Annotated in this window: 25 protein-coding genes and 1 riboswitch; of the genes, 2 read left to right on the top strand and 23 right to left on the bottom strand. The window is 41.6% G+C overall.

All coding sequences use genetic code 11. The annotated features are described in order from the left end of the window. Positions 1–107: 107 nt before the first annotated feature. The 4 genes from BO18_RS27650 to BO18_RS27635 all read right to left on the bottom strand — a co-directional run bounded on the left by BO18_RS27650 (position 108) and on the right by BO18_RS27635 (position 3,614). Positions 108–431, bottom strand: coding sequence for a hypothetical protein (locus tag BO18_RS27650; RefSeq protein ID WP_034451123.1), 324 nt, complete (start codon positions 429–431; stop codon positions 108–110). A gap of 104 nt (positions 432–535) precedes the next feature. After that, complete coding sequence (locus BO18_RS27645) at positions 536–1,369, bottom strand: putative ABC transporter permease (RefSeq protein ID WP_034451122.1); 834 nt, start codon at positions 1,367–1,369, stop codon at positions 536–538. 102 nt (positions 1,370–1,471) lie between these two features. After that, positions 1,472–1,559: riboswitch (SAM riboswitch) on the top strand. A 288-nt stretch (positions 1,560–1,847) separates the two neighbouring features. Continuing rightward, a complete protein-coding gene (locus BO18_RS27640) occupies positions 1,848–2,291 on the bottom strand; it encodes an Hsp20/alpha crystallin family protein (protein ID WP_028506622.1) in 444 nt (147 codons plus the stop codon). 807 nt (positions 2,292–3,098) lie between these two features. Beyond that, on the bottom strand, positions 3,099–3,614 hold the full coding sequence (locus BO18_RS27635; RefSeq protein WP_034451121.1) for an ECF transporter S component: 516 nt from the start codon (positions 3,612–3,614) through the stop codon (positions 3,099–3,101). A 127-nt stretch (positions 3,615–3,741) separates the two neighbouring features. On the opposite strand from BO18_RS27635, the gene pdxR reads away from it, so the two are divergent. Further along, positions 3,742–4,800 (top strand): MocR-like pyridoxine biosynthesis transcription factor PdxR, encoded by a 1,059-nt coding sequence (gene pdxR / locus BO18_RS27630; protein ID WP_242856611.1) that lies wholly within the window; start codon positions 3,742–3,744, stop codon positions 4,798–4,800. 276 nt (positions 4,801–5,076) lie between these two features. On the opposite strand, the gene BO18_RS27625 is transcribed toward pdxR, so the two are convergent. The 15 genes from BO18_RS27625 to BO18_RS35165 all read right to left on the bottom strand — a co-directional run bounded on the left by BO18_RS27625 (position 5,077) and on the right by BO18_RS35165 (position 18,258). Then, positions 5,077–7,359: an extracellular solute-binding protein gene (locus BO18_RS27625; RefSeq protein ID WP_185752596.1), complete on the bottom strand. Its 2,283-nt coding sequence runs from the start codon at positions 7,357–7,359 to the stop codon at positions 5,077–5,079. Positions 7,360–7,628: 269 nt separating this feature from the next. Then, on the bottom strand, positions 7,629–8,771 hold the full coding sequence (locus BO18_RS27620) for a hypothetical protein (protein WP_034451118.1): 1,143 nt from the start codon (positions 8,769–8,771) through the stop codon (positions 7,629–7,631). 21 nt (positions 8,772–8,792) lie between these two features. Then, positions 8,793–9,212, bottom strand: a complete 420-nt coding sequence (locus tag BO18_RS27615) for a GNAT family N-acetyltransferase (protein ID WP_034451117.1) — start codon at positions 9,210–9,212, stop codon at positions 8,793–8,795. Between the two features lie 273 nt (positions 9,213–9,485). Further along, positions 9,486–10,286, bottom strand: a complete 801-nt coding sequence (locus BO18_RS27610) for a deoxynucleoside kinase (protein ID WP_034451116.1) — start codon at positions 10,284–10,286, stop codon at positions 9,486–9,488. A gap of 126 nt (positions 10,287–10,412) precedes the next feature. After that, a complete protein-coding gene (locus BO18_RS27605) occupies positions 10,413–11,540 on the bottom strand; it encodes a DUF3824 domain-containing protein (protein ID WP_034451115.1) in 1,128 nt (375 codons plus the stop codon). A gap of 54 nt (positions 11,541–11,594) precedes the next feature. Continuing rightward, positions 11,595–12,023 (bottom strand): hypothetical protein, encoded by a 429-nt coding sequence (locus tag BO18_RS27600; RefSeq protein WP_034451114.1) that lies wholly within the window; start codon positions 12,021–12,023, stop codon positions 11,595–11,597. 96 nt (positions 12,024–12,119) lie between these two features. After that, positions 12,120–12,302 (bottom strand): hypothetical protein, encoded by a 183-nt coding sequence (locus tag BO18_RS27595; RefSeq protein WP_185752595.1) that lies wholly within the window; start codon positions 12,300–12,302, stop codon positions 12,120–12,122. A gap of 13 nt (positions 12,303–12,315) precedes the next feature. Beyond that, complete coding sequence (locus BO18_RS27590; protein ID WP_185752594.1) at positions 12,316–12,552, bottom strand: hypothetical protein; 237 nt, start codon at positions 12,550–12,552, stop codon at positions 12,316–12,318. Positions 12,553–12,728: 176 nt separating this feature from the next. Further along, the gene (locus tag BO18_RS27585) at positions 12,729–13,457 is read right to left on the bottom strand and encodes an acyl-ACP thioesterase domain-containing protein (protein WP_034451921.1); all 729 of its coding nucleotides are present in this window, start codon (positions 13,455–13,457) and stop codon (positions 12,729–12,731) included. A gap of 76 nt (positions 13,458–13,533) precedes the next feature. Next, a complete protein-coding gene (locus BO18_RS36660; protein WP_034451111.1) occupies positions 13,534–13,776 on the bottom strand; it encodes a PF20097 family protein in 243 nt (80 codons plus the stop codon). 55 nt (positions 13,777–13,831) lie between these two features. Further along, the gene (locus BO18_RS27575) at positions 13,832–15,295 is read right to left on the bottom strand and encodes a S41 family peptidase (protein WP_034451110.1); all 1,464 of its coding nucleotides are present in this window, start codon (positions 15,293–15,295) and stop codon (positions 13,832–13,834) included. A 56-nt stretch (positions 15,296–15,351) separates the two neighbouring features. After that, a complete protein-coding gene (locus BO18_RS27570) occupies positions 15,352–15,774 on the bottom strand; it encodes a helix-turn-helix domain-containing protein (protein WP_034451109.1) in 423 nt (140 codons plus the stop codon). Beyond that, complete coding sequence (locus tag BO18_RS27565) at positions 15,761–16,849, bottom strand: acyltransferase family protein (protein ID WP_034451108.1); 1,089 nt, start codon at positions 16,847–16,849, stop codon at positions 15,761–15,763. The genes BO18_RS27570 and BO18_RS27565 overlap by 14 nt, the downstream gene beginning before the upstream one ends. Positions 16,850–17,686: 837 nt before the next feature. After that, positions 17,687–18,055 (bottom strand): hypothetical protein, encoded by a 369-nt coding sequence (locus BO18_RS27555; RefSeq protein WP_034451106.1) that lies wholly within the window; start codon positions 18,053–18,055, stop codon positions 17,687–17,689. A gap of 50 nt (positions 18,056–18,105) precedes the next feature. After that, complete coding sequence (locus tag BO18_RS35165) at positions 18,106–18,258, bottom strand: hypothetical protein (RefSeq protein WP_185752593.1); 153 nt, start codon at positions 18,256–18,258, stop codon at positions 18,106–18,108. 142 nt (positions 18,259–18,400) lie between these two features. On the opposite strand from BO18_RS35165, the gene BO18_RS27550 reads away from it, so the two are divergent. After that, positions 18,401–19,534, top strand: coding sequence for an IS110 family transposase (locus BO18_RS27550; protein WP_034451105.1), 1,134 nt, complete (start codon positions 18,401–18,403; stop codon positions 19,532–19,534). Positions 19,535–19,886: 352 nt separating this feature from the next. Here BO18_RS27550 and BO18_RS27545 read toward each other — a convergent pair whose 3' ends face one another. The 4 genes from BO18_RS27545 to BO18_RS27530 all read right to left on the bottom strand — a co-directional run bounded on the left by BO18_RS27545 (position 19,887) and on the right by BO18_RS27530 (position 23,049). After that, complete coding sequence (locus BO18_RS27545; RefSeq protein ID WP_034451104.1) at positions 19,887–20,546, bottom strand: HAD family hydrolase; 660 nt, start codon at positions 20,544–20,546, stop codon at positions 19,887–19,889. Between the two features lie 28 nt (positions 20,547–20,574). Further along, positions 20,575–20,898 (bottom strand): DUF7677 family protein, encoded by a 324-nt coding sequence (locus BO18_RS27540; RefSeq protein WP_034451103.1) that lies wholly within the window; start codon positions 20,896–20,898, stop codon positions 20,575–20,577. Positions 20,899–20,942: 44 nt separating this feature from the next. Next, complete coding sequence (locus BO18_RS27535; RefSeq protein WP_051689224.1) at positions 20,943–21,506, bottom strand: tyrosine-protein phosphatase; 564 nt, start codon at positions 21,504–21,506, stop codon at positions 20,943–20,945. Between the two features lie 247 nt (positions 21,507–21,753). Further along, positions 21,754–23,049, bottom strand: a complete 1,296-nt coding sequence (locus BO18_RS27530; RefSeq protein ID WP_034451102.1) for an ABC transporter substrate-binding protein — start codon at positions 23,047–23,049, stop codon at positions 21,754–21,756.

Raw genomic sequence — 23,049 nt, 5'->3', positions numbered from 1 at the left:
CCTCTGTTAGGCGTAGTATAACAGGCGTTTTTGAATGGAAGCCGGGCATGAAATAGGCCCCTGATTTCCTCAGAGGCCTTGGTCCATTTTATTAATGATTTTCCTTTTCAGTGATTATATCTGATGACAGACATAGTCATCATGAGGATTCCCACTATCAATCCAATCGTCATGGGGATCCAGCTGAACATATCAATCGTAAACAACATGCATATTCCGGAAACAACCATACCGATTCCGAGGATAAAAATACCTATTCCGAAAAACTTACAAAAGGCTTGCTTATTCATATCGCTGACTTTGTCCATGTGATGCCTGATGATAAGATCGATTCTCTGCTTTTTCCATATCGAAAGACCAAGCCAAAGAAACACCAAGCTTAACAAAATAAACATAATACCAATAACAAGAGACCAAACAAAATCATCCATAACTACTCCTTTAGCCATTTTTTGTTTTGTATGGGGGTAAGAACTCACAGTCTGACCCAATTATGTCAACCCGGACACCATTGCCACAACAAGATCCCGCGGCGCTACTCCGGATCACCTTTCTCACGATCGAGCCTGCTTTTCAGCCACTCATATATCTCACCATATCGTCTGTGTTTCAGATTAGGAAAGGCTTTCAAGATCCTTCCACGTCCGTAGAAGGCATGAAGCGTCATATCTTTGCGCAGTGCCTCCAGCTTAATCTCAAGTTCAGCCCGGCGCTCTTCCACCTTCTCCTTACTCTCATCGAACTTGCTGACTGTCCTGATGGTACCGCTTGCAATCACCTCGCTCATTCCGTCGCTCACCTTGAGGATAGCATTTCGCAGGTCGGACATCTGCTCTAGCTGCTTATTGAATTTCAGCACAGACAGCGTCGTCAGGATTATATCGATTACAAAAACAATATATAGTACAGCCAGTATAATGTACCCAGCCACCGGAGGGATCTTCGCCACCAGTCCTGCCACCACAGGCTGCACCACCCTCAGCACGAAAGCGATCGCCAGCCCCCAAACAATACTGAACGACAAGCAAATATACCCGTTCAAGTTGAATTTCTCATTGCTGTAATCCCACCACCTGGCATGAAAAAGCTTATCCAGCATAAATCCCGCGACAAGCTCGGCAAGCGTGGCGAGTACTATCCCCACAGCGAAAAGGACCAGCGGATTACTCGTCTCGATATTCTGCCTGGCCAGCCCCTGCATAACGACCAGTACCAGAGACACTCCCACTCCATAGACAGGACAAATAGGGCCGTTAAGGAATCCCCTGTTAACGACTTTTCCCATTGTGACAGCATGATAAGCAACCTCTATCACCCAGCCTGCAAATGAGTAGATCATGAAATAGAACAGCATTGACCTAAAGTCCATAGATCAGTCCTCCCGAAGTTTATTATACAACTGAATTTGATGGAGGTTTTGTATGGGCCCATTAATGGCGTGATGCCGTTATCTAAACCTGCTATACTGAAATCACTATAAAGAGTGCGTGAGAGACAAGCTCGATGATCGTACAGCAACCTGCTGAAGAAGCAAGGTGCTAAAGCTTGAACGATGGTAAACATTACCTCTTAATGATCCTGTCGTTTAAGCCGCCAGGATCATTTTATTATTAGCCATTACGATTGAGTCTTAGTAAATTATATTCCTGAATTTTCATTTAACTGTACGATATAAGATTTATTGCATCTACTATAGTTTCATGCCAGATATTGGAATCTGACATTATTCTTGAGGGTTGTTGTTTTTAGTAAAAGCTTCTATCTCATATTAGACTGAAGCCATATTATATGAAAAGGGCTCGGAGATGTAAGCCCCGAGCCTTGTTCATTGTTCTTGTAACTGTTCTTTAGCCTTCAATGGCGATCGTTGTGTTGGAAGGAAGAGCCTTAAGTTCCTTCTTCGGGATGCAAAGCTTTAATACACCATCTTCGAACTTTGCCTTAACGTCTTCAGTCTTTACACCTTCACCGACATAGAAGCTCCTCTGCATGGATCCTGCGTATCTTTCCTGACGAATGACCTTGCCATGCTTCTTTTTCTCACTGTCGTGCTCCTTAGCGGCACTGATGGTAAGGTAACCATTCTCAAGATTGATCTGGATCTGATCCTTCTTGAATCCCGGAAGATCCATATCCATCTCATAATCTTCTTCGTTCTCGTGGACATCGGTCTTCATGAGGTTCTGCGCATGTTTTCCGTAAAGCTGCTTGTCGATATTGGCAAGCTCACTTGTAGGGAAACCCCAAAAATCATCAAACAAATCTTCTCCAAATAAACCGGACATCAACATACTGATCATCTCCTTTGAATTGTTGTTATCCGAGCAAGAGGTGGAGGTCTGATCTCTTCTTTGATCCTCGTTCCTTTGTTCTGACTACATTATAGTCCGTCAATTAGCACTCGCAAGAGATGAGTGCTAATCATTTTTGACCATCTTTGACTTTCATTTTTGTGCAGTTTTTGATGAGTCACTCTTTGATAACGGGACTATAATAATGGGGGTTGTGTATTACTTACCTGTTTAACCAAATCTAATGAATAACTAACCACAATATTTAATCCCGAGATTTGCTCCCGGGCTTAGTAGGTTTTATTCCGGATTAGGTGGCCCAAGGAATAGATCTTGATACTTTTCAGTTGATCGACGAGGATTAATATGAGCAACGCTTACTTATTAACATGGAATCCCAATAAGTGGAATTTTGAAGGAGGGTTTTACTCATTCCTTCAACAGGTAGAGAATGGAGAAAATCCAATAATAGAGTGACCTCAAACGCAATACATTTGAAATCAGTCTCTAATATCTTTAGTCAACTTTTTTATGTGTATTTATTTGCATTAATGATTTAACATTGCTCTGTCTGACACATTCGGTTAAGCAGTGTTATGAAAGGCATTTTATACAATATCCTCTTCATTTCTTTATCTCCTCATTCGTTGGTTTTATAAGGGTTGCGAATATTCTATCAAAACCAAAAACTTTGCCTAATCTCGAAAACATATATGTAGTTATAGGGATTGGCTATTAAGAAAAACAGCCGGCGGAAATTGCCGGCCGTTTCTCTCTTATGTCCACTATATATATAAATTATTACTGTTATACGCGTATTCTGTCGAACAGCTTTACATAGGTAAGAGGGATAGCGCCGATTATTGCTGCAGCTGCCTGAATAAGATTAGGTACTACTGAACCTAATGCGGCTTCTACTCCATACATAAAAGGCAAAGATTCAAACCCGAAATACCCTGCCACCATTATCAGTTCGGCAACTACCGCTGCTGTCAGTTTGCGCACTAAAGGAACTTTGTTCTCACCGTTGCGCTTCATCAGAAGTCCTGCAACAAGTCCCATGATTCCTTTGATCAAAAACGTTGGTATTGCGTATTGCGGATAACCGGCAGTAAGATCTGCCAACATTGAACCAATCGCACCTGCTATCGCCGAGAAAGGACCCAGGATATATGCGGCTACCAATATGACCAGATCGCCGAGATTAACGTGTCCTATCGCAGTCGGAATATGAAGTTGAGTACCAATATAAATGAATGCTGCCAGAACACCTGTATATGCAATCTTTTTTATTATCTTTTTGTTTTTCTCATGATCGCTCATCGCCTTATATCTCCTGAAGAAGTTGTTTTCTGAATGACACTATGGTACAACTTATCTGAATATATTAAATATCCAGAACAGGAGTTTTTTATATAACCAGATGAAAAAAACAGACGACTCCGCATACATGAAATTGTATAAGCAGATCAAGAAAAACATTGTTGATGGAGTATATCCTTACAATACAAAGATTCCTTCTAAAAGGACCTTGGCTTCCGAAGCAGGCGTAAGCGTTATATCAGTAGAGCACGCTTACGATCTTCTCCGCGACGAAGGATATATCCGGAGTGTCGAGAAGAGCGGCTACTTTGTCGACTTCCGCGCCACAGACGGTTTCTCATCTTTCCCTGAAGAAATGCAATCAGTCAACACATCATTTAACAGCAATTCAGACCGTCTGGTCTTCCCTGTATCCGTCTTATCAAAAACAATGAGAAACATCCTTACCAACCGTCAAGATGAAATACTCCTGAAATCACCTAATGCAGGCCTTCCCGAATTTCGTGAAGCCATTTCAAAATATCTTGCAAGAAACAAAGATATCCATATCGATCCTTCGGCAATCGTGATCGGCTCAGGTGCCGAATACCTTTATAATCTCATCGCAGGTCTTATCGGAAGTGACAGGATATTCGCATTAGAAGATCCTTCTTACGAAAAGATCAGAAAAGTATATAAAAATGCGAATGTTAAATATGAATTGCTCGCACTCGGAAATGACGGAATCGAAAGCAAAGCGCTTAATAAGACAAAAGCTCAGGTTCTGCACATTTCTCCATTCAGAAGTTTTCCCACGGGAATATCAGCTTCTGCATCCAAACGTTATGAATACATAAGATGGGCAGACTCTTCTGACAGGATAATCGTTGAAGATGATTTTGAATCTGAATTTTCCGTTCTGGGCAAACCCGTTGAGACACTTTTTTCGATGGCTACAAAAGATAATGTTATATATCTGAACACCTTCTCAAAGACTATTTCTCCGGCTCTTCGTGTGGGCTATATGGTCCTTCCCGAACACCTGATCGATACGTTCAATAAGAAACTGGGATTCTATTCATGTACGGTTCCAACATTCGAACAGCTCGTCCTGACTGAACTTATAAACAACGGCTCTTTTGAAAGACACATAAACAGGATAAGAAGGCAGCTGAGGTCAAGGCAGACCAATCATGAGCAACAGTGATTTTTCTAATACCCTTAACAGCTTTTTTCTTAAAAATCTGATGCCGTTAATTAACGTTTAGTTCGATATATTATCAGTAAACGGTCTGTATGTTAAATTTGACTGCGATGAAAGGCAGGAGTGCCAATTGCGGTGAAAAAATAAAGAAGGTTATTTTTTAGTCGGATATGATCTTAGAAATTATATATGCATTTGAAATTGCAAAAATATTTACAGCTAATATTTTTATTGTTCCGCTCACAGGCAAGGATATCCTCAGATAAAGATATTATATCCTTATCCTCTCTCATCCAGAATTTTCTGAACTCTGTCCTGAGCGATCTTAATCACTTGATCAAGGCTCTTCTGACCTGAGAAATATGCCGGCATTTCTTCTATAAGAACTATATTGATATCAGCATCTTCCGTCGTGGCAGAAGAACAGTTCAATATCGTATTTTCGAGAACATCAATGTGCTCTTTTGTGTACTTGACCCTGTTTTCAGGGGTATTTTCAAAGTACCCTCCGAAAAGACTGCTGATAGTGGTTTGGTTATAGTATTCGATCGCTGCTTCTCCGGTCGATCTGAAGTATTCACGGTTCAAGACAAAGCTGCCGTTCAATGAATATTCTTTCTGAATTTCATCAGACACAAGAAGTTTTACGAAATCTACACAAGCATCGACATCGTATGACTGAGTAGATACGGCAATCGAAGAAGAAACAACTGTCACTGGTCCGTGTCCGTCTAAGGACGGCAATCCGAGTATGGAATTGCCGGATTCAAGCTGCTGCAAAGTGATGAGATAATCAGCGAAATTTTTGCTTGTGGTATATATGGCCGGTTCGGTATATTCAAACATTCCGGCGCCGTAAGAATTAAAAGATGAACCGGTTCCATCATCCCAGGTTATGGAATGTTCAGGGACGTTATTCTTAACAAATTCTGCAATCGCTGCAAATTCAGGCACCGAGAAATCCGCCTTGCCATTCTTGATAAACTCATTTCTCGCTGCGTTAAAAAGACATGTGAAATAGTACGGCTGACCGTACGAGATAACATCTTTTCCGTTAAGCGGACCATTCAGGAAATCTACATATTCATCTGTTGTAAAACCAAAACCTGATGCACCTGCATACGCACCGTCAGTGTAAATTCCGCTGATACCGAAACACAAGGGAAAGTTATATAAATTCCCGTCAACTTTTGCATTATCGACAATGTTAGTGAAGTATTTATCCGGATCAAGATTTGCAATATAAGGCGTAAGATCAATAAGATAGCTGCTGTTATTAAGCCGGTCTATCCGGCTTATATCAAGGAACATATCCGGTCCGTCTCCGCTTAGTATATCCATGGACAGCTTATTTGAAATGGCAGAATCCCGTTCGTTATCTGACCTGGAAAGCTCATCATCGCTGTTTATACTGTTGAGATTCTCAGAGCCGCTGCTGTAACGGTCTGTGACTTCTATAAAATACTTGTCATTTGTCTCGTTGTATTTCACCAGCGCATCACACATGGCCTCATCCAAATAACCGCTTGGCGAATAGAGCTCAAGGATCCTTTTGCCTGCATGAGGATTTTTACCGGCCTTGGTAAACATAATGATCTCAAACCCTGATGCACTCCAGTCATTGAAGCTTGCAAAAGGTGTCGGCTCGTATTTTTCGCCGTAAAGGATGAACGAGTCTTCACTGATCTGACCAAGACTGTAATTTGCAAGAGAATTTCTGTTTACCGAACACCAGCTGTAGTTGAAGATCTCTTCTTTAGTCTTATTCTTAATATCGATCTTGGATATTCCCGTCGGTGTAGAAGAATAGATATTTCCGTCTGAACCGCCAGTCATGTTGGAGATGGAATAAGAATCAAGCCAGTCGAATTCTTTCGGATTCAGCTTCTTTAATTTTCCGCTCTTCAGATCCAGTTCAAGATAGTCGTAACCGATATCAGCACCCAGGAAAACAATGGCTTTGTCTTCACCTTTGGGAATAATATTGTCAACAGAATAGATGGTTGTATTTCCGTCTTCGATCTTGATCTCCTTTTCATTTCCTGCAGGATCTGTCACATAGAGATATCCTTCCGGAGGATCCGTATTCCAGTTCATCGATACCTGTATCTGATAGTCGCCGATACCAAACACTTGTGATGCCTGCTTATAAGACTCTTCATTGGTGACATTGAGGATTTCGCCGGTAAGAGGATCTATCGTATATTCTTTGATGACCTGCAGATTTGTTGCTGTATCAAATGAACTGGCGTCGACTACGATATTGCCGTTAAGATAGATAATACCTTCCGGGAATTCCCCGTCTTCGAAAAAATGAAGAAGATCAATGATGTTTTTGGTCTCGCCGCTTTTCTTATTGACGACAACAACATTTGAGATAAGCAGTTTAAGATAGGATTCATATTCCCAGTCGTAATCTTCCGGATACTCATAATTGCCCTGTGTGAGAAAAATATAGTTGTCTTCGTCTGAACCTGCCAGTTGTGAGTGTATATATTGAGTTTTTCTGTCAGGGTCCACACCATTGTCGATCTTGAAAGTTTTTGTTTCAAACCACGGCATATCTTCTTCGATCAGTTTGCCGCTGTGACTGCTTTCCGTTTTTGGTTTCGTGCCACATGATCCAATCGAGATCATAAACGATACGGCAAGTACGGCAGCTGCCATCTTGCGTATTAAATTTTTTTCAATTCCTGCTTTCATATTCTGTAGATTAATTGTCTCATCCCCAAGTTAGCTAACCAAAATGTTTTATTCATAACCATACCTATCTTTATCTCGATATTCACGGTGATAATCAGTCAGATCAGTTCCGAATTATTCGAAACAGCCTACGAAACATAGACCTCATAACGGTCGTAATCCGCTACAGGAGTAAAGTAGCGGATTCCTATTTGTTTTGTTCTGGAAACGAAATCAAATTCGTCGAAACCGAATCCGACGATCTCATCGTCTTTATAAAAGATCATGTTTAACTTGAACTTTTCGCCCATAACATCACCCAACTGGCGGTCATTGCCGTAAGTGCACCTCGTCTCAAACAGGACATTTTTTACGTACCCGTTATCATCCAGGGTTACCTTTCCGGGACTAACAACTTCATATGTGTTCTCCTGCCCCGGAAATCTTATGTGATAGATGTTGTAATTGATCTCACATTTTACGGAATCCCGGAAAATATCGCTGCCGCTTCCATGACTCTCGTCGTAAAACTCTATGACAACAATACTTGTCGACTCTGCTTCAATAAACCATTCCACCTTAGCAGTCTCCAGAGGATTCAGCTTATCACTTCTGTAGAATAACAATTCCGGCTTGTAAACACGGAACGGATTAGGATTGGTAATCTTTGCAACAAAATATATATCGTCTCTTCCAAACTTTGCTTCCGAAAAATATTTTATCTCTTCCAGTTCCAAAGGCTTGGCTGTCTTAGCCGTTTCAATACAACGCTTGCGGTCTTCAAGAATTTTCTCACACAAAGGATGTTCCCTTTCGCTTCGTTTGTATGTTCCTTTGCTGGAATTAGGATGCCTGTTGACGATCGAATTGTTAGAGTATTCGAACTTATCATAATTATCATTCAGTATTTCAGACAAAGTCCAATGCCAAGCAGGGCCCTGCTCGGTCCTGTCATAATCTTTAAGCGCATTTATAATGACCCTGGATCCCTTAACTTCTATATCGCATATCTTGTAAGAGTACCCGATATTCCTTTCCGAGGCGCTCATCGTCTCTTCATTCTCATTATCTTTTTTGAAAAAGAAAACATCAATATAATCATCCTGAACACTCATAACGTAGTGTCCTTTATCTATTTCCAATTCATACCATCCATAGATATCATCTTCAGAAGGCTTTTTTCTGCCTAATCTGAAACAGGAAGTAACAAGGCAGCATAATGTCGCAGTCATGACAATTGTAATAACCGCAACCTTTATCCTCACTTTATTTCTTTCACTTATAACTATCATTTCTTACCTGCTGATCTATACTTACAGTTTCTTACTCAGGAACAGCTCCGTAGGCTGTTCGAATCCCGGATAGAAAATATCGAGATTCCCGCAATCTTCATACCCCAGTTTTCTGTAAAAATACTGTGCTTCCTCATCTTCCCGGGTAGATGTAAGTAACATTCCGTAACCCATACTCTTCATATCGTCTTCCCAATGTTTCATAAGGCTGCGGCCATATCCGCATCCGTGTTTATCATTCCTGATATATAGCATAGTGCAGAATGGCGTGTTGTCCCAAAACAGGTTATATCTCAGTATTCCGACAGGCTCATTGTCCTCGAAAAGAACATATCCCTGTCTGTCGCGGACTTTCTTCTCAAATTCGGCTTCCGGTAAATGCTTGTCAAGTTCAAACCAGAACCGCTTATCTTCATTTGTCACATATCTTATTGTTATCATTTTCTATTCCCATTAGTAATCTATACTGATGATTATCCTATCTAAGGGTTGCCCCTCAGAAGAATTATAACACGGCAATAAAGAACCTTTGACATTTTCCTTAGTGAATTGCCAGATTACTATATGATGATATAGTTGCGTTCTGATTTGGCACTCTTCTTATCAGCAATCATTTCCTGAACCTTCTTGCTTCTGTGTGCAAACTGGATCAGATCTTTATTGATAATCTCATATGAGAGCTTTCCACGTCTCCAAAACTGATGATAAACCGGACTATCCAAACAACTTTCTAATATCCCTCTCCCCATATAATTTCGAGGGCAATACCGTGCATCGGTCCCAAAACAGTTCTTCACATATCCTAAGCTCAAGGTCCTGCCTGTGAGTCCAGTGCCGGACTAAGCCGTCTTCGCCTTCAAGGCCAGTTCTGACTGCATGAGGACTGTTGTTAAAATATTCACAGAGCATCGAAAACCAGACCTCATTGCCTTTATCATCGACCCGGGTCTGCCGTGCTGTCTCAAGATTCCTTCTGATATCATCCGTTTCTGCCTTAAGATAAGCTATTTGGATCTGCTTATCGCCTATAGCTTTCTTAATATCTCTATAGAAATCTATGATGTCTTCATCCGGCATATCCCGGAACAGTATCATGTCCTCCACGATATTTTGGAATAGAGCGCATTCTGTAATCAGAGGTGCCCCGTCCCATCTGCCGTAGCGCTTTAAGACAATGTCTTTGAACCGCTCAAAGGATACCCGGTTGTTATATATCTCGTATTTTTCCATTGCCTGGTAAAAGTTCCGGTCATCAGTCCGGATCTTTGTATAACAGACAACCGCATGATCATCTTCAAAATGGGTTTTCGCTTCTATATCCGGCCTCAGGGAAGTATGCTTTTCCAAAGCGGCCCGATAGTCTTCCATGCCCATATATGCGCACCAAGCAAGTTCTACCGGAGAATAGTCACCTTCTTCAAGAACTTTATGGTCCGGACATTTCTCCGACAATAACTTTACAAGAGTGCTCTTACCGCTTCCTTGTATACCTTCAACGAAATATGTCATCTTCATATTACCTGCCGCTTTCCCAGATCCTTTTCCCCAAAACCTATTTCCGTATTCTCTTAATCACTTTTCCTGATGATTATTTTGACTTCATAAGATGTCCAATGAACACCTTTTTCATGGGCTTGTATCTTAATATATTATGACCTGCACATTCGCATTGCCCAGCTTGTCCCAGATAATATCCGGAACAAGTCCGCCCGAGAGCGCATTGTCGATATATTTATCGACATCTATCTCGTCATCCGGAGTATCCGCAGAAATGTCAGGTATATCAACTGCACTATATACTTTCTTGTCAATATCCGGATCGAAATAAAAGAACCATATCGTGAAACTCATCCCTTCCGGATATATACCCATCTCATCCGTCTTGATACAGATGTCGCGCAACTGTCTCAGGTATTCGTTGACTTCGCTGCGCTTCTCCTCCGAAGATTCAGTAGAAACATATATCCTGATTATATAATTACAACTCGCCATTCTGCGTCCCGAGTTGTCAATCATTGTGTTGTCGAAATCATGCTCTTCAAGGCAGGACTTCATCTCGTCATAGTACGGGTGCTCGTTTAAAATGTACCAGCATTCCTCGGTTTGTGAAACAGGTTTAGGATTGTTTTTCCTGTCATTCACATAGACTATTCCGAGTGCGACAGGAGCCATTATCAGTATGGTTGAGAGCACCATATTCACCACTGCCCAGATGCTCTTGCGGTTCTTTACTTTCGCCGCGATCGCTAAAGCGAGGCTCGCGATGGGCCCTAACGCGCATGCAGCCGCAATGAGAAACGCCGTGTAAAAAGTATCCCCGACAGCACCGAAACCCATCGCAAGGATCATGACAAAGAGAAACGGAATGGCAAGTACGCCAAGAACCATCAGCACGTTCGATATGATGCAGAAGATCATGGCGGTCTTTTTGGACTTCCTGGAATTGACGGCAGAAGGAGCCTGCTGATACGGAACGTTTTGCTGATACGGAGCGGGCTGCACGGAAGGACCGTACTGAACCGGCGGATAAGGAGCGTTCGGATATGCAGAGTTTGGATACGCCGCGTTGTTCGGATCGTACGGGTTGCTTTGCACACCATACTGATTATTCTGAGCACCATATGGAGCGTTCTGCCCGTACTGGTTATTCTGCCCGTACTGGTTATTCTGCCCGTACTGATCGTTCTGCATCAGGAAGACCTCGTTTTCGCACTGCTGACTCTTTATACTGATGATTATCACGTCCAGATATCCTTGGCCGTGTATCATAATTATATCATCGTTGTTCAAGAGCTCTTATTATTTCCGAACTCTGCTTTATTCTTATCGATATTTCTCAAGCTTGTCCGCATACTTTTGGAGCCAGTAGCCATTATATACCGGTTTATATTTACTCCACATGGGCTCAGTCTGTGTAAATTTCTTCACCAAAAGCCACAGTTCATAGGCCGCACCTTCGCGGTCGGAATAGATCTTTGTTGCTTCATCTGTCATGAATGACGTAATGAACAGCGCCCTCTTTTTCTTAAGGTAAAGTGCTGATGCCACAACGGCTCCCCAAAGAACAAGCCCCATCATTATGAAGAAACCCGATACAACGATCACACTTGCAACATTATTATCTGGATCCTGGAGTAAATTGATCATCATCATGCAACCCATGAACACGAAAAAAGCACCAACCAGTGTCCCCATGACCTGGAAGATCGTCCATCCTCTTTTCTTGTTTGATATGTGCACTACATGTGTCATCTGATATACCTGCTCAATATTCCCGATTATTATATAGATCCACTATCTCATTAAGTTTAACAACTATTGGATGGTCCGGAAGCCAGCACGCATCTGCTATACCTTTTGGAAAGTACGGAAAAACTTCTCAGGATCTCTGATGCGGACCATTCTGCATATTTCGCTTTGAACATCTCTTAGCTGGTCATAGGTCATATAGGAAGGCCTGATGTCATGATTCCTGAGCAGGACTCTTATCTCGTTTTTTGTTTCTTCTATAAGTTCATCAAACCTGGCCATATATTCACCATTCTTATTCTTCAACAAAGTACATATAAATCCCCATCGAGTATTCCTTGGCAGCAAACACCTTTTTCTGACCATCTATTTCAACTTCATATTTGAATGCCTGAAACTTCTGATGATATCTGGGTTCTTCTACAGTTACCGTCTCTTCAAGAAATCTCGTTGGATAATTTTCAATATTTACACCGAAGACTTTCGCCTTCGAAGTATCACCACCACACCATACCATTTTCCATTTTTTCATTGTTTAGCGCTCACTTTTAATCATGTGACTGACATCAATGTGTCTCTATTAGCCTACAAAGATTTACTGATGATTTTTCTTACCACTTATAGATTATCATTTTCCGTTTATGGTAACTGGTAATTATCAAACTTTAAGAATTCATCATTCCCAGATCATTATAATTCTGAATAGTTTTAAAACCTGATCTTCATCTCAAACACGCTGCGATCGCTTTCTTTGATCTTGATATAGGTTCCTTCAGCTTTATCGCATCTCAGGATCTTCAGATTTTGGCCCTCTTTGCTTTCTCCCGTATAGTGCACTTCAAGTTCGCGAACCTCATGATTTAACAAGTGTTTTTCCGAGAATACGTTTAGTGCAAACTTGATATATTCAATATTATTGAGATGATGAGACATGTCGATATTAGAAGATCTTATGATCTGTTCGTAGACTTCTTCATAGTCCTGATCAGGTACATCAAACTTCTCAAAGTCTTCAGTAAACACTTTCTCAGGAAATCCATCCTGCGGATACGGAACCTTTGAAAGCGGAACCGGGCGGTGCTTCTCAATATCCAAGACACAAGCCTCCTGATTTGCAACCAGAAGTGTTTCGCCGTTCTTATCCTTAAATATGCTGTTGACGTTTGTTCTCAACCCCGAATTTTGAACGGTAAACGTTGATGCTTCAATCGTTTCACGCCAATGAGGCCTCTTAAAGAACTTGAATTTTGACTTCGTAAACACCCAAAAGTAACCCAGTTCTCTATAGTAGATACCGTCGCAATTCATCATGTTAAAGCATTCTGTGAGGTTATCCTGAACCATAAGAACAGCCTGAGCTATACCAAGTTTCAATCCTGAATCAATATATGCAGAGCTGATGCTCCGTTCTTGTGAATAAATCTTATCGTTAGTCATGGGTGGTATTATATCATTAAACAAACTCGAAATTGTGCTCCCGGGCATTGTCTGTTTAATTCCTGATATATACAGCTTAACAATAGTTTAAGTCAGATTCTTTATTAGCACAATCTATGATCACCTTCATACATTTCCTACACAGAAGTGCCTTTACCGCTGAACCTTTCATAAGTGACAGTTTAGAAAGAACTAATGAATCTTCATGGAATCCGGCCCTCCCGAATGCCGGTCGTTTGATTCCTTTTTTCCATGAAAGCTCCTGTGGACTTTGTATTATTCCTTCTTCCATCACATTATTGCAATACGGACATGTCATTGATTACACCTCGCAATTATCTAAAAAAACATATGCATTCCTCATAATCTCGTTTTTATCTGACAATATCATATAACGTATCGATTGCTTCTTCCCCTGAGCATGGATAGTCAGGTTCAATATAGTCGCCTTTCGACTGATCTATTCGTGTGTAGTAGGCAGTCGACAATGCAAGCCACATTCCGATGTCATCGAAATAGAACTGTGTGAGTTCACCGCAATGGTTGCAGGTCTCCGCAGGCGACTCTCCTATTACCTTTCCGAGTCCATTATCAACTACCATCTCAGTAAAAAGCATAGCTGATGAAAATGTATCCTCGTCTGTAAGTACATATACTTTCCCATCAAACTCAAGCTCAGCATTTTTCTTATTCTTAGTCACCCCACTCTGATCAAAAGTCAGAAAGTTCCACCTTATCTTTCTGAAATTGTCTCCCTGGTAATATGTATCTACAGGCAGATATTTAAACAGTTCATTTACGACATATGTGTCACCGCCACCATTTCCTCTTAGATCAATTGCAAGATTCTCAATGTTTTTCTCTTTAATCTCCGTAAACATTTCACGAAGGACTTCCCTGTAATGCTCACTTATCCTGCAACGCTTTAGCGTAAGTATGGCCAGACTCTTTTCTCCGTCTATCTCATAATAAACATAATCATTATTATCTGATGGCAGGTACTTATCCAGAAGATCATAGTATTCATCATCAGTTATAAAGTCCTCGCGGCTATAAGTGCGGGATTCCTCGTCTCCGTCCTCGTTCTTCCACACAACCTCAAAAGGTGCCTCAACTCCGCATAGATCCAGATTAAACAAGTTTTCCATATCAACAGTAATTTTACGCGGTGTTTCATAGGAATAGTAAGGCTCCATAAGTTCCTTCATCCGGTCCTCCGTTATTCCATTTACAGAATATATGCTATATCCTTTGCTTTCCATCTCAGGACCATCCGATATTAGCATTTTGTCCCATGAGTTAAATGTTGTATGTGCATCTTTTATCTCATGAAGGATACTTCGGACTCCACGAATAAACTCTATCCTCTTAACCGTATCCTTTGTCTCAAAATCCGCCTTAACATCCTCATACTTTGCCTGAACCTCAGGTGTCAGTCCATCCACAAAAGATACGTGATATTTTCTCAGATAGTCCATAACCTCCTCAAGATCATCCAGTGCCTCTTTCTTTGTAAGATCTGAATTCTCATAATAATGTATCGGTCTATTAGACTTGTGGCCATCACTATTCCAATACGGACATGCATATGCAAAAAGCACACACAAAGCTGTAAAAATACACGTGATAGTTACTGCAATTATCTTAGCTGCTTTCCCGGAAAATGTCTTCCCAGCTAAAAGCAAAACAACCACTATATCCACTACTGAAGCGAGTATCATAACCCACTGCGGAAAATTCTTCCAAATCAGCAGTATATTCAGTGGAAATATGCCCAACACCAAAGCATTCATTAATATTATTAAAACAACTGCGCCAAACTTTTTGAATCTGTTCATTGCAAGTATTCTTTTTCCTTTAAGTAATTATTCTGTTGATTTTGCATATCATCCGTTTACGCTTTTTGCGCATTCCTTAACAGATCCAGAAGGCCCTTTTCCTTGATTATCGCAAGCCCCTGCCCCTCATCGCCAAGTATGAGAACGTTGTCGCCGGGATTGATGTCAAATATCTTTCTTGCCTTTGCCGGAAGCACGATCTGGCCTTTATCACCTACCTTGACCATGCCGAAGATATGCTTGCCTCTGGGAGGCACTCCAAATCCAAGATTCCCTCCGCTCTTCTTATCATAATTCAGAAGATCGTCTATGGATACACCGAAAGCATCAGCTATAAGCTTACACTTTTCGATATCAGGCAAAGACTCGCCGGTCTCGTATTTCGAGAGGGTCTGCCTCGAGACACCGATCATATCGGCAAGTTCCTCCTGTGAGAGATCATGATACTTTCTAAGTTCTACAAGATTATCCTTGAACATTTTTACTCTCCTTCTTCTTAGATATACCCAGCACTGCCCATCTGAAAAACGGTATCTTCGAGATGACGAAATACAATATATATGACAATCCAAAACCTGCTATTGTGCTCAGGAGATAGCATCCCCACGCCGGGACAAGACCGGGCTTAGCAAGATAAAGTGCGACCATTGAGATTCCCAGATAGTGGAAGATATAAAGTCCCCAGCTGTGAGATCCCATCCACTTCGTGAATTTATTCGTAAAGTCGAAGAACTTTGCAAAACCGCCTACCATTGCAACACAGCCGAACCATCCGTACAAGAGGAACAGCGGTGAACGGTATACCGGATCATCAGCATAATTCTGACCGAAATATACGATGCAGAAAGCAGTGCCAAGACCAACTGCGATAACAGCAAAGAGCGGGAAGTACCTCTTCGTTACTTCTATAACTTCGTCATGCGAGAAGACGAAGTATCCCAGAAGATATGCCAGGAGATAAAGTCCGAATCTGTAGCTGACGATAACCGGTGTGTTAAGGATCTGTCCGGCGCCCCAAAATAGCACTGCTATAAGGATCAATACCCAAAAAGGCGTCTTCCTGCAGATATTCCAGAAACGGTCTTTGTCGATCTTCTTTATAAGGACGATTACAAGAGAGAACAACCAGAGCATCTGAATATACCAGAGCACGCCGATTCCTGAAAGACAATATATAATGTATTTTACAAACCCGGGAGCCTCGATAGAGCCCGCTTCGCTGAAAGATACATTGATATATCCCTGTATAAATTGGAAAACAAAGAGTCCGATCGTTGACGGCACAAGAAGCTTTACGGTTCTGCTCTTTATGAATTCTTTTCCTGTGTGCCTTTCAATATAGTATCTCGCACTGATTCCTGAAACGATGAAGAGAAGTGCCATAAACCACGGATAAACGATGTACTGATACAAATCGAAATACTGGACTTCCAGATCTGTGATCTTTCCGAGCGTGCCAAGGATCCCCTCAGCGTTATACATATAAAAGACATGATAAAAGATGACCAGTACGACTGTTACCCATCTCAAGTTGTCAATGTATGACTTTCTCATATATGTACCACCTTTGCTACAAATCTTAACATGATTCTATATGGCATAAAAACAAAAGACCACCAACCGCAATTAACAGCCGATGGCTTTTTATGTTAAAAATCGTTGCAAACACATTCTGTAGTTCAATGGCATATTTGCTATAATATCCCGTTCAATTCATAGTTGCGCCAGTATTCCTTCTCTTCTTCAGTTAATGTCTTACTGTCTACAAGCTTTCCTACAGCCGTAAAGATGCCTCTGGGCTATTTAGTGATGTAAGCACAGTCTTTCATGTGTACTCTGTAATATTTCATTTTCATCTCTCAGTCAGTTATATTCAAAATTTACTGTTCAAATATATAAAGCATAGTTTCTTCCCATAGGGCTCATAAATGTTATATTTCATAAGGCTTTAATCTCCTTGAACACTTCCTTGCCACCTGCATCAAGTTCCCTTATTTCAACACTGTCAGCCTCAGAACGATGCGCAACATTGCCATTTTTAAGATAGGTTTGGATCTGACGCACTCCGCCGTGTTCAAAGCTGCCTTCCTGAATATTGATTTCCGGATCAGCGTCTCTTTTATAAGCTTCTTTTTCTTCTTCCTGTATCCTTCGACCTATTTCATCGATGTGCAGTTTTTTGCGGAACTCCCACTGTTTCTGACAGTTTTCCTGTTTTCTGTAGAATAAAATTACCTATACCAAAGGAATCACTCCCTCAGACAAGACAATTATATCATCCGGGTAAAGAGCGCTTCGGCAAAGTAAATCTTATATAGTGGCTTCCGTTGTAACAAAAAACCGGAATGCGATGCATTCCGGGTCTGTGATCCGTCTAAGATCTGCTTACTGTCAGTCGAGCTTTGCACCGCAGCCATTACAGAAATGCGAATCTCCTAAAGTGTATGGACGGCCGCAGTTCTTGCAGTAAGCTGTGGCACCTTCTGCAATAGGGGCTGCTGCCACGGGAGCTTCTGCAACAGACGGCGCGGGTCCAGGTGCAGCTGCAGGTACTGTGTTGATGTAGTTGCCGTTCGCATCGATTGCGAAAGACTCACTGTGACGAAGCGGTGTGCGGCACTTGGGGCAGTACACAAAGCCGTCTGCATACCAGGGTCTGAAATCCAGTTTCTCATCTGTGTACTGAATAACAGTCTGACACTTATTGCATGTCAGCTTGTAGGTAAGTCCGCTGTGCCAAAGTGCTCTTTTGAATGCCATGAATCCATCCTCCTTAATTCCTTAAGTAACAATATTTTACTCTAAATTGCTCAAGATTTCTTTAACGGATTGTTAATATCCATGCTTTTCAACTTAACGCTTCTGCCCGAGTTCTTCTTGAAGTATTTCTTATACTTCTTAACCTTTATGTTCTTTATGGAAGAGCCCTTAAGCGACTTATTGACACCTGCCTTAGGAGACATGCTTTATGTCAATTCAACTTTCAAAATCCCAATCGTCTTAGATAATATGAAATGACCTCACATTTGTAGCATCGTGGATTTACCTATATGCTTAAAGTTGATGCTAAAGCTATGGGATTTACCACATACAAAGGAGGTCACTATGAACAGAATACTAAAGATAGGAATGGATGTCCACAGCACAAATTACACCTTATGCGCAATGGAACCTGTATTCGGAGCTGACGATAGGATCTATGCCAAAATTCAGGTCGCACCGGATTATAAGAACATATTGATGTTTATAGAGAAAGTGAAACAGAAACTTGATCCTTACGATACCTATGACATTGAATGCGGATACGAAGCGGGATGCTTGGGATATATCTTGTACAATCAGCTTACTTCCGCAGGTGTCAAATGCGTAATCTTGGCCCCTACTACGATGCTTACCCAACAAGGAAAGAGGACTAAAACAGATAAACGAGATGCATTAATGATTGCACAATGCCTATCGTATGGCGGATACCATCCTGTGTATATTCCTACAGAAGATGACGATTCCGTGAAGGAATACCTGCGAATGCGTGATGACCATAAACTTGCCCTGAAAAAAATCAAGCAACAGATAAACGCATTCTGTCTTCGTCACGGATACTACTATCCTCAAGGTAAATGGACTCAGATGCATTTGGACTGGCTATCAGCAATAAAACTGCCACCTTTATATCAGGAAACTCTTGATGAGTATATGGCCACATATTTTGAATTGACTGACAAGATAGAAAAATACGACACTCGCATCGAGGAAATAGCTGCACAGGAAAAGTATGCGGATAAGGTAAAGAAACTCGGTTGTTTTATTGGTGTTAAAACACATGTCGCATTATCTCTGATAGTTGAGACTGGAGATTTCAAAAGATTTGCAAAGGGTAATGCTTATGCAGCATATCTTGGTCTGGCACCAGGTGAACATTCAAGCTCCGATAAGATAAATCGACTTGGGATCACCAAGGCAGGGAACAGTAATCTGCGAAGGCTTCTTGTAGAAGCTGCTTGGGGAATATGTAAAGGTAATATCGGGTACAAATCAAAGGACTTGAAAAAACGCCAACAAGGAAACAGTGTTCAAGTTATATCGTACGCAGATAGGGCAAACAACCGAATGCGCAGTAAGTACTATAGGTTGATACGGCATGGAAAGAAGAAAAATGTCGCGATAGCAGCCATAGCAAGAGAACTTGCCTGTTTTGTTTGGGGAATGATGACAGATAACATTGAAGAAAGGGTAGCTTAATGAGAAACATAGCTGACGATATTTGGAAGGAGCCAAAAACACATGACGGTTGAGCCAGTTGCGGACGAACTATGTGCGCACCTGATCAGGTGATCCACGATCTTAGATAGCAAGGCTCTCGACGAAACCATTAGCCTGTCGGTAACCAATCCACGAATAACAGAGTGGCTACTTGTCGGAGACTGTTATATTGGCTCTTTCCAAATGTTGTTAGATGAAAGGTATTGATATGAAGAAAAAATACTACTTGACGAAGGTCATTTCATAACAGCTCGTTATATTCGTGATATTATCTTCCAAGATAACTCATCGTCAAGCATCAAAGCTTCTTGGTTCATTATAAAAGATTTCATCAACCGATAAAATCTAATGCGTCAAGAAGATCTTTTATGTCCGTAACACCCTCGGGAACAGCCTTCCCGGATCTGTTCAGCCACAAAGTCCCGATTCCCAGAGCAGAAGCGCCTTTAACATCACTGCTTATTGAATCACCGATGTGAATAACTTCGTCAGGCATAAGCCCGGTATTGCTAAGTGCCAGTTCAAACAGTTCCCTTCGAGGTTTATATGATCTTGCATCCTCGGATGTAAAAACGCCGGCCGGATTGAGACCATGGTATTCGATTGCGCACATTATGTCGGATGTATCAATGTTGGAAACAATGTAGACCGGGATAGGACATTTGCTGAAAAACTCTTTGGATTCTTCAAATATCGGCGGCCTCATCCAATGTTCAAACATCATGTCACTTAACTTTGAAGCATCCGCCGAAGAATGAAATTTTTCGATTGTATGTTCCAATGATTCTCTCTCGAGATCCCTTTGAGTCTCAAAAGCAATGCCAAATGAATTAAGGAACATCGTCTGGAAATCAGTCCACCAGAATGAACCGATATCAGATGTGTCAGATCCGTCACCGGTATCTTTGATCATCTGAGTAATAACCTTAATGACTGCTCCATCTTCATGAACAACAGTACCATAAAAATCTACAAACAAAGCCTTGATCATTGTTTCTCTCCAAACGGGTTACTGTCTATTATTTGTTCCATCCGCTTGTACTTACAGGATCGCCTTCTGTTTCCCACTGTTCAAAAGGAGGTTCCGCTGCATATGAAGGATCATAATAGCTTCGGATATATTGTGCGGCTCTAAACTCTGCCTGTTTGTAATTCGTCACACCTGCTTCGTCATATTCAAGATTATTCATGAAAATGATGAAGACCTGTTCTGCAAAAGAGCTCTCCTCTTGAAGATCGCTAACATAATCTATACCGTTCAACAGTCCTGATCCGATCGTTCCGTGTGCAAACCAATATGCAAACTGTCTTACTGCTCCTTTGACAAACTTATCAACCTTCATGATCATTCCCCGCCGCTGTCAATTATTCTGCTGATATTCTATACTCAAACAGACTCTAGGACCATCTTGATATTATTCTCATTCGGAATGATGATGTTTATGTCTATTTCCGGGTGATCCTTAACGTATGATCTAAGAAATCCCATCAGGTTATCTTTTGATTCCATGTAATCGTCGATGACCGTCTGATCGCTGTATCCGAGTTTCTTTAAGATAAGCGCCGATACAACTCCCGTCCGGTCTTTTCCTGCCCCGCAGAAATACATGACATTACTTTCTGCCTTCATTATGGTACTGACGATCTTATCCATCTGTTCATCCAGCATCCCCAGATAAGTCTTAACCACAGCCTCAGGAGACTCCGGAGTATCTCCGCCGCCTGTCACCGGAAGATGATAGTATATAAAACCCTCTTCATTTTCAAGTCTGCACGGCAAGGCAACGTATTCTTTTTCTTCACGAAGATCCACGATGGTCGTGATATTTTTTTCGAGAAGCCACTTAATCTCTGAATCAGACAGATTTCCCGGAAAATCACTTCTTACATACCGCATAGATCCAACAGGCAAGGCCCTCGTATTAAGAGTTGAACCCAATAATGAACTCATAGTATCTTCCTTCCATGCACGATCCGTAATACTGTTGATTATCTTGCCTAAAGGTTTCCCATTTTGTCTTTCTCACGACTTTTCGATGTTTTATATTTGAATTTGCTATAAATAGCCCCATCTATATCTGAGAAGTTCCCATAACCTGCATATCAACACCGTTTTCCCTGCAAGATTATGGAAAGCGGGAAACCGCAATTCTCAATTATAGGTGTTATCTTAACTGCCATAATAGTCTTCGGTCCGGTCATTTTTCAAACTTACCATAGAAAGCAACTGCCTCATCTATGGTCATTTGTCCCGTTCCGACGCAATAACATGCCTGCCTTAACTGAAGCACCGCATCATCAGTCACACCTATCACTTCCGGCGAAAGAATCCGTGACTCCGGAACCATTCCGAATGCAGCATACATACTGTTGAAAGACAGGTCTTTTGTCGGCGACATGAGGCCCTTGTTTTTCGCCATCTCATTCAGTTCACTCTGTGTGACAAGGAATCTCATGAATTCATTTGCCATTTCCAGATTCTTACTGTCTTTGTTTACCGAGAACTGAAGATTTGCCATATCAACGAAAACAGCACCGTCGTCTGACATCGGAACAGGTACAAAAGTGTATTTAAAAGGGTTCGCGATAAATTCCTCTGAACGGCTTTCACGCTTCTTTGTTCCGGAAACGGTGTCACCGGAGCATACCATCATCGGCACGTCACCTTCGAAAAAGCGGAGGATCACAGCATCATAATTGTTCTCGATCTCATTGCAGGATTCGAGATTCACGCAGCCGTCGTTCATGAACTGCGTTATCTTCTCAAGTGAAGGTCGCATATATTCGCCTGCCGAAGCATCAAGCGAATTGAGTTTTTTGACTGCTTCAGGGTCATTCGCAACCGTTTCGAAGAAGAAAGGATAGATCGTCAGAGTGAAGAGTGAGGTCGTTTCCTTTTGGGTGAATCCCATCATCGGGTTTTCATAGCCCTTTTCACGGAAAGCAGAGCACACTTTCACCAGTTCCTGATAGGTTGTGGGAGTTTTCAGTCCTTCCTTTTCGAAAAGGCTCTGGTTTATGAGCATACCGTATGTGTTGGAAAAGACAGGTACCATAGGAAGCGTTCCGTCACCGGTCTTGAGAACGATGTTGCCGCGAAGGCAGTTAAGATCAAGTCCAAGCGCAGGATCAGCCAGATTCTCAGCATGATCAATGGAAGATTGGTATTGCTCACGGCCATACATCCAGGAGTAATTGACATAGATATCCGGTGCATCGTTTCCGTTCAGAACAGTACCGATCATGTTGTTATAGTCATCGACTTTTGTATATTCCAGTTTCACATTGGGATAATAAACGTTGAATCGTTCAAATTCGGTCTCGAGGGCCTCGAAATTGTCATAACCGCCGGAAATCCTAATGTTGCAGCTGGCGGAAGTGTCCAAAGCCGGCTTGAATTCCTTCTGGTCCTGCGCTTTCGGTTCCGACGTGCTGCAGGAGGCCGTTCCAAGCAGCATAACCGCTGATAATAACATGCATATCGTTTTTTTCAT

The sequence above is a fragment of the Butyrivibrio sp. AE2032 genome (assembly GCF_000702965.1).
Note: the sequence above shows the minus strand (reverse complement) of the source record. Positions and strands in the feature narration are given on the sequence as shown.

Excerpts from the sequence above, each read along its gene's own strand:
- BO18_RS27650 (WP_034451123.1), bottom strand. The coding sequence starts at position 431 with ATGGATGATTTTGTTTGGTCTCTTGTTATTGGTATTATGTTTATTTTG.
- BO18_RS27645 (WP_034451122.1), bottom strand. The coding sequence starts at position 1,369 with ATGGACTTTAGGTCAATGCTGTTCTATTTCATGATCTACTCATTTGCA.
- BO18_RS27640 (WP_028506622.1), bottom strand. The coding sequence starts at position 2,291 with ATGTTGATGTCCGGTTTATTTGGAGAAGATTTGTTTGATGATTTTTGG.
- BO18_RS27635 (WP_034451121.1), bottom strand. The coding sequence starts at position 3,614 with ATGAGCGATCATGAGAAAAACAAAAAGATAATAAAAAAGATTGCATAT.
- pdxR (WP_242856611.1), top strand. The coding sequence starts at position 3,742 with ATGAAATTGTATAAGCAGATCAAGAAAAACATTGTTGATGGAGTATAT.
- BO18_RS27625 (WP_185752596.1), bottom strand. The coding sequence starts at position 7,359 with ATGCCGTGGTTTGAAACAAAAACTTTCAAGATCGACAATGGTGTGGAC.
- BO18_RS27620 (WP_034451118.1), bottom strand. The coding sequence starts at position 8,771 with ATGATAGTTATAAGTGAAAGAAATAAAGTGAGGATAAAGGTTGCGGTT.
- BO18_RS27615 (WP_034451117.1), bottom strand. The coding sequence starts at position 9,212 with ATGATAACAATAAGATATGTGACAAATGAAGATAAGCGGTTCTGGTTT.
- BO18_RS27610 (WP_034451116.1), bottom strand. The coding sequence starts at position 10,286 with ATGAAGATGACATATTTCGTTGAAGGTATACAAGGAAGCGGTAAGAGC.
- BO18_RS27605 (WP_034451115.1), bottom strand. The coding sequence starts at position 11,540 with ATGATACACGGCCAAGGATATCTGGACGTGATAATCATCAGTATAAAG.
- BO18_RS27600 (WP_034451114.1), bottom strand. The coding sequence starts at position 12,023 with ATGACACATGTAGTGCACATATCAAACAAGAAAAGAGGATGGACGATC.
- BO18_RS27595 (WP_185752595.1), bottom strand. The coding sequence starts at position 12,302 with ATGGCCAGGTTTGATGAACTTATAGAAGAAACAAAAAACGAGATAAGA.
- BO18_RS27590 (WP_185752594.1), bottom strand. The coding sequence starts at position 12,552 with ATGAAAAAATGGAAAATGGTATGGTGTGGTGGTGATACTTCGAAGGCG.
- BO18_RS27585 (WP_034451921.1), bottom strand. The coding sequence starts at position 13,457 with ATGACTAACGATAAGATTTATTCACAAGAACGGAGCATCAGCTCTGCA.
- BO18_RS36660 (WP_034451111.1), bottom strand. The coding sequence starts at position 13,776 with ATGACATGTCCGTATTGCAATAATGTGATGGAAGAAGGAATAATACAA.
- BO18_RS27575 (WP_034451110.1), bottom strand. The coding sequence starts at position 15,295 with ATGAACAGATTCAAAAAGTTTGGCGCAGTTGTTTTAATAATATTAATG.
- BO18_RS27570 (WP_034451109.1), bottom strand. The coding sequence starts at position 15,774 with ATGTTCAAGGATAATCTTGTAGAACTTAGAAAGTATCATGATCTCTCA.
- BO18_RS27565 (WP_034451108.1), bottom strand. The coding sequence starts at position 16,849 with ATGAGAAAGTCATACATTGACAACTTGAGATGGGTAACAGTCGTACTG.
- BO18_RS27555 (WP_034451106.1), bottom strand. The coding sequence starts at position 18,055 with ATGGCATTCAAAAGAGCACTTTGGCACAGCGGACTTACCTACAAGCTG.
- BO18_RS35165 (WP_185752593.1), bottom strand. The coding sequence starts at position 18,258 with ATGTCTCCTAAGGCAGGTGTCAATAAGTCGCTTAAGGGCTCTTCCATA.
- BO18_RS27550 (WP_034451105.1), top strand. The coding sequence starts at position 18,401 with ATGAACAGAATACTAAAGATAGGAATGGATGTCCACAGCACAAATTAC.
- BO18_RS27545 (WP_034451104.1), bottom strand. The coding sequence starts at position 20,546 with ATGATCAAGGCTTTGTTTGTAGATTTTTATGGTACTGTTGTTCATGAA.
- BO18_RS27540 (WP_034451103.1), bottom strand. The coding sequence starts at position 20,898 with ATGAAGGTTGATAAGTTTGTCAAAGGAGCAGTAAGACAGTTTGCATAT.
- BO18_RS27535 (WP_051689224.1), bottom strand. The coding sequence starts at position 21,506 with ATGAGTTCATTATTGGGTTCAACTCTTAATACGAGGGCCTTGCCTGTT.
- BO18_RS27530 (WP_034451102.1), bottom strand. The coding sequence starts at position 23,049 with ATGAAAAAAACGATATGCATGTTATTATCAGCGGTTATGCTGCTTGGA.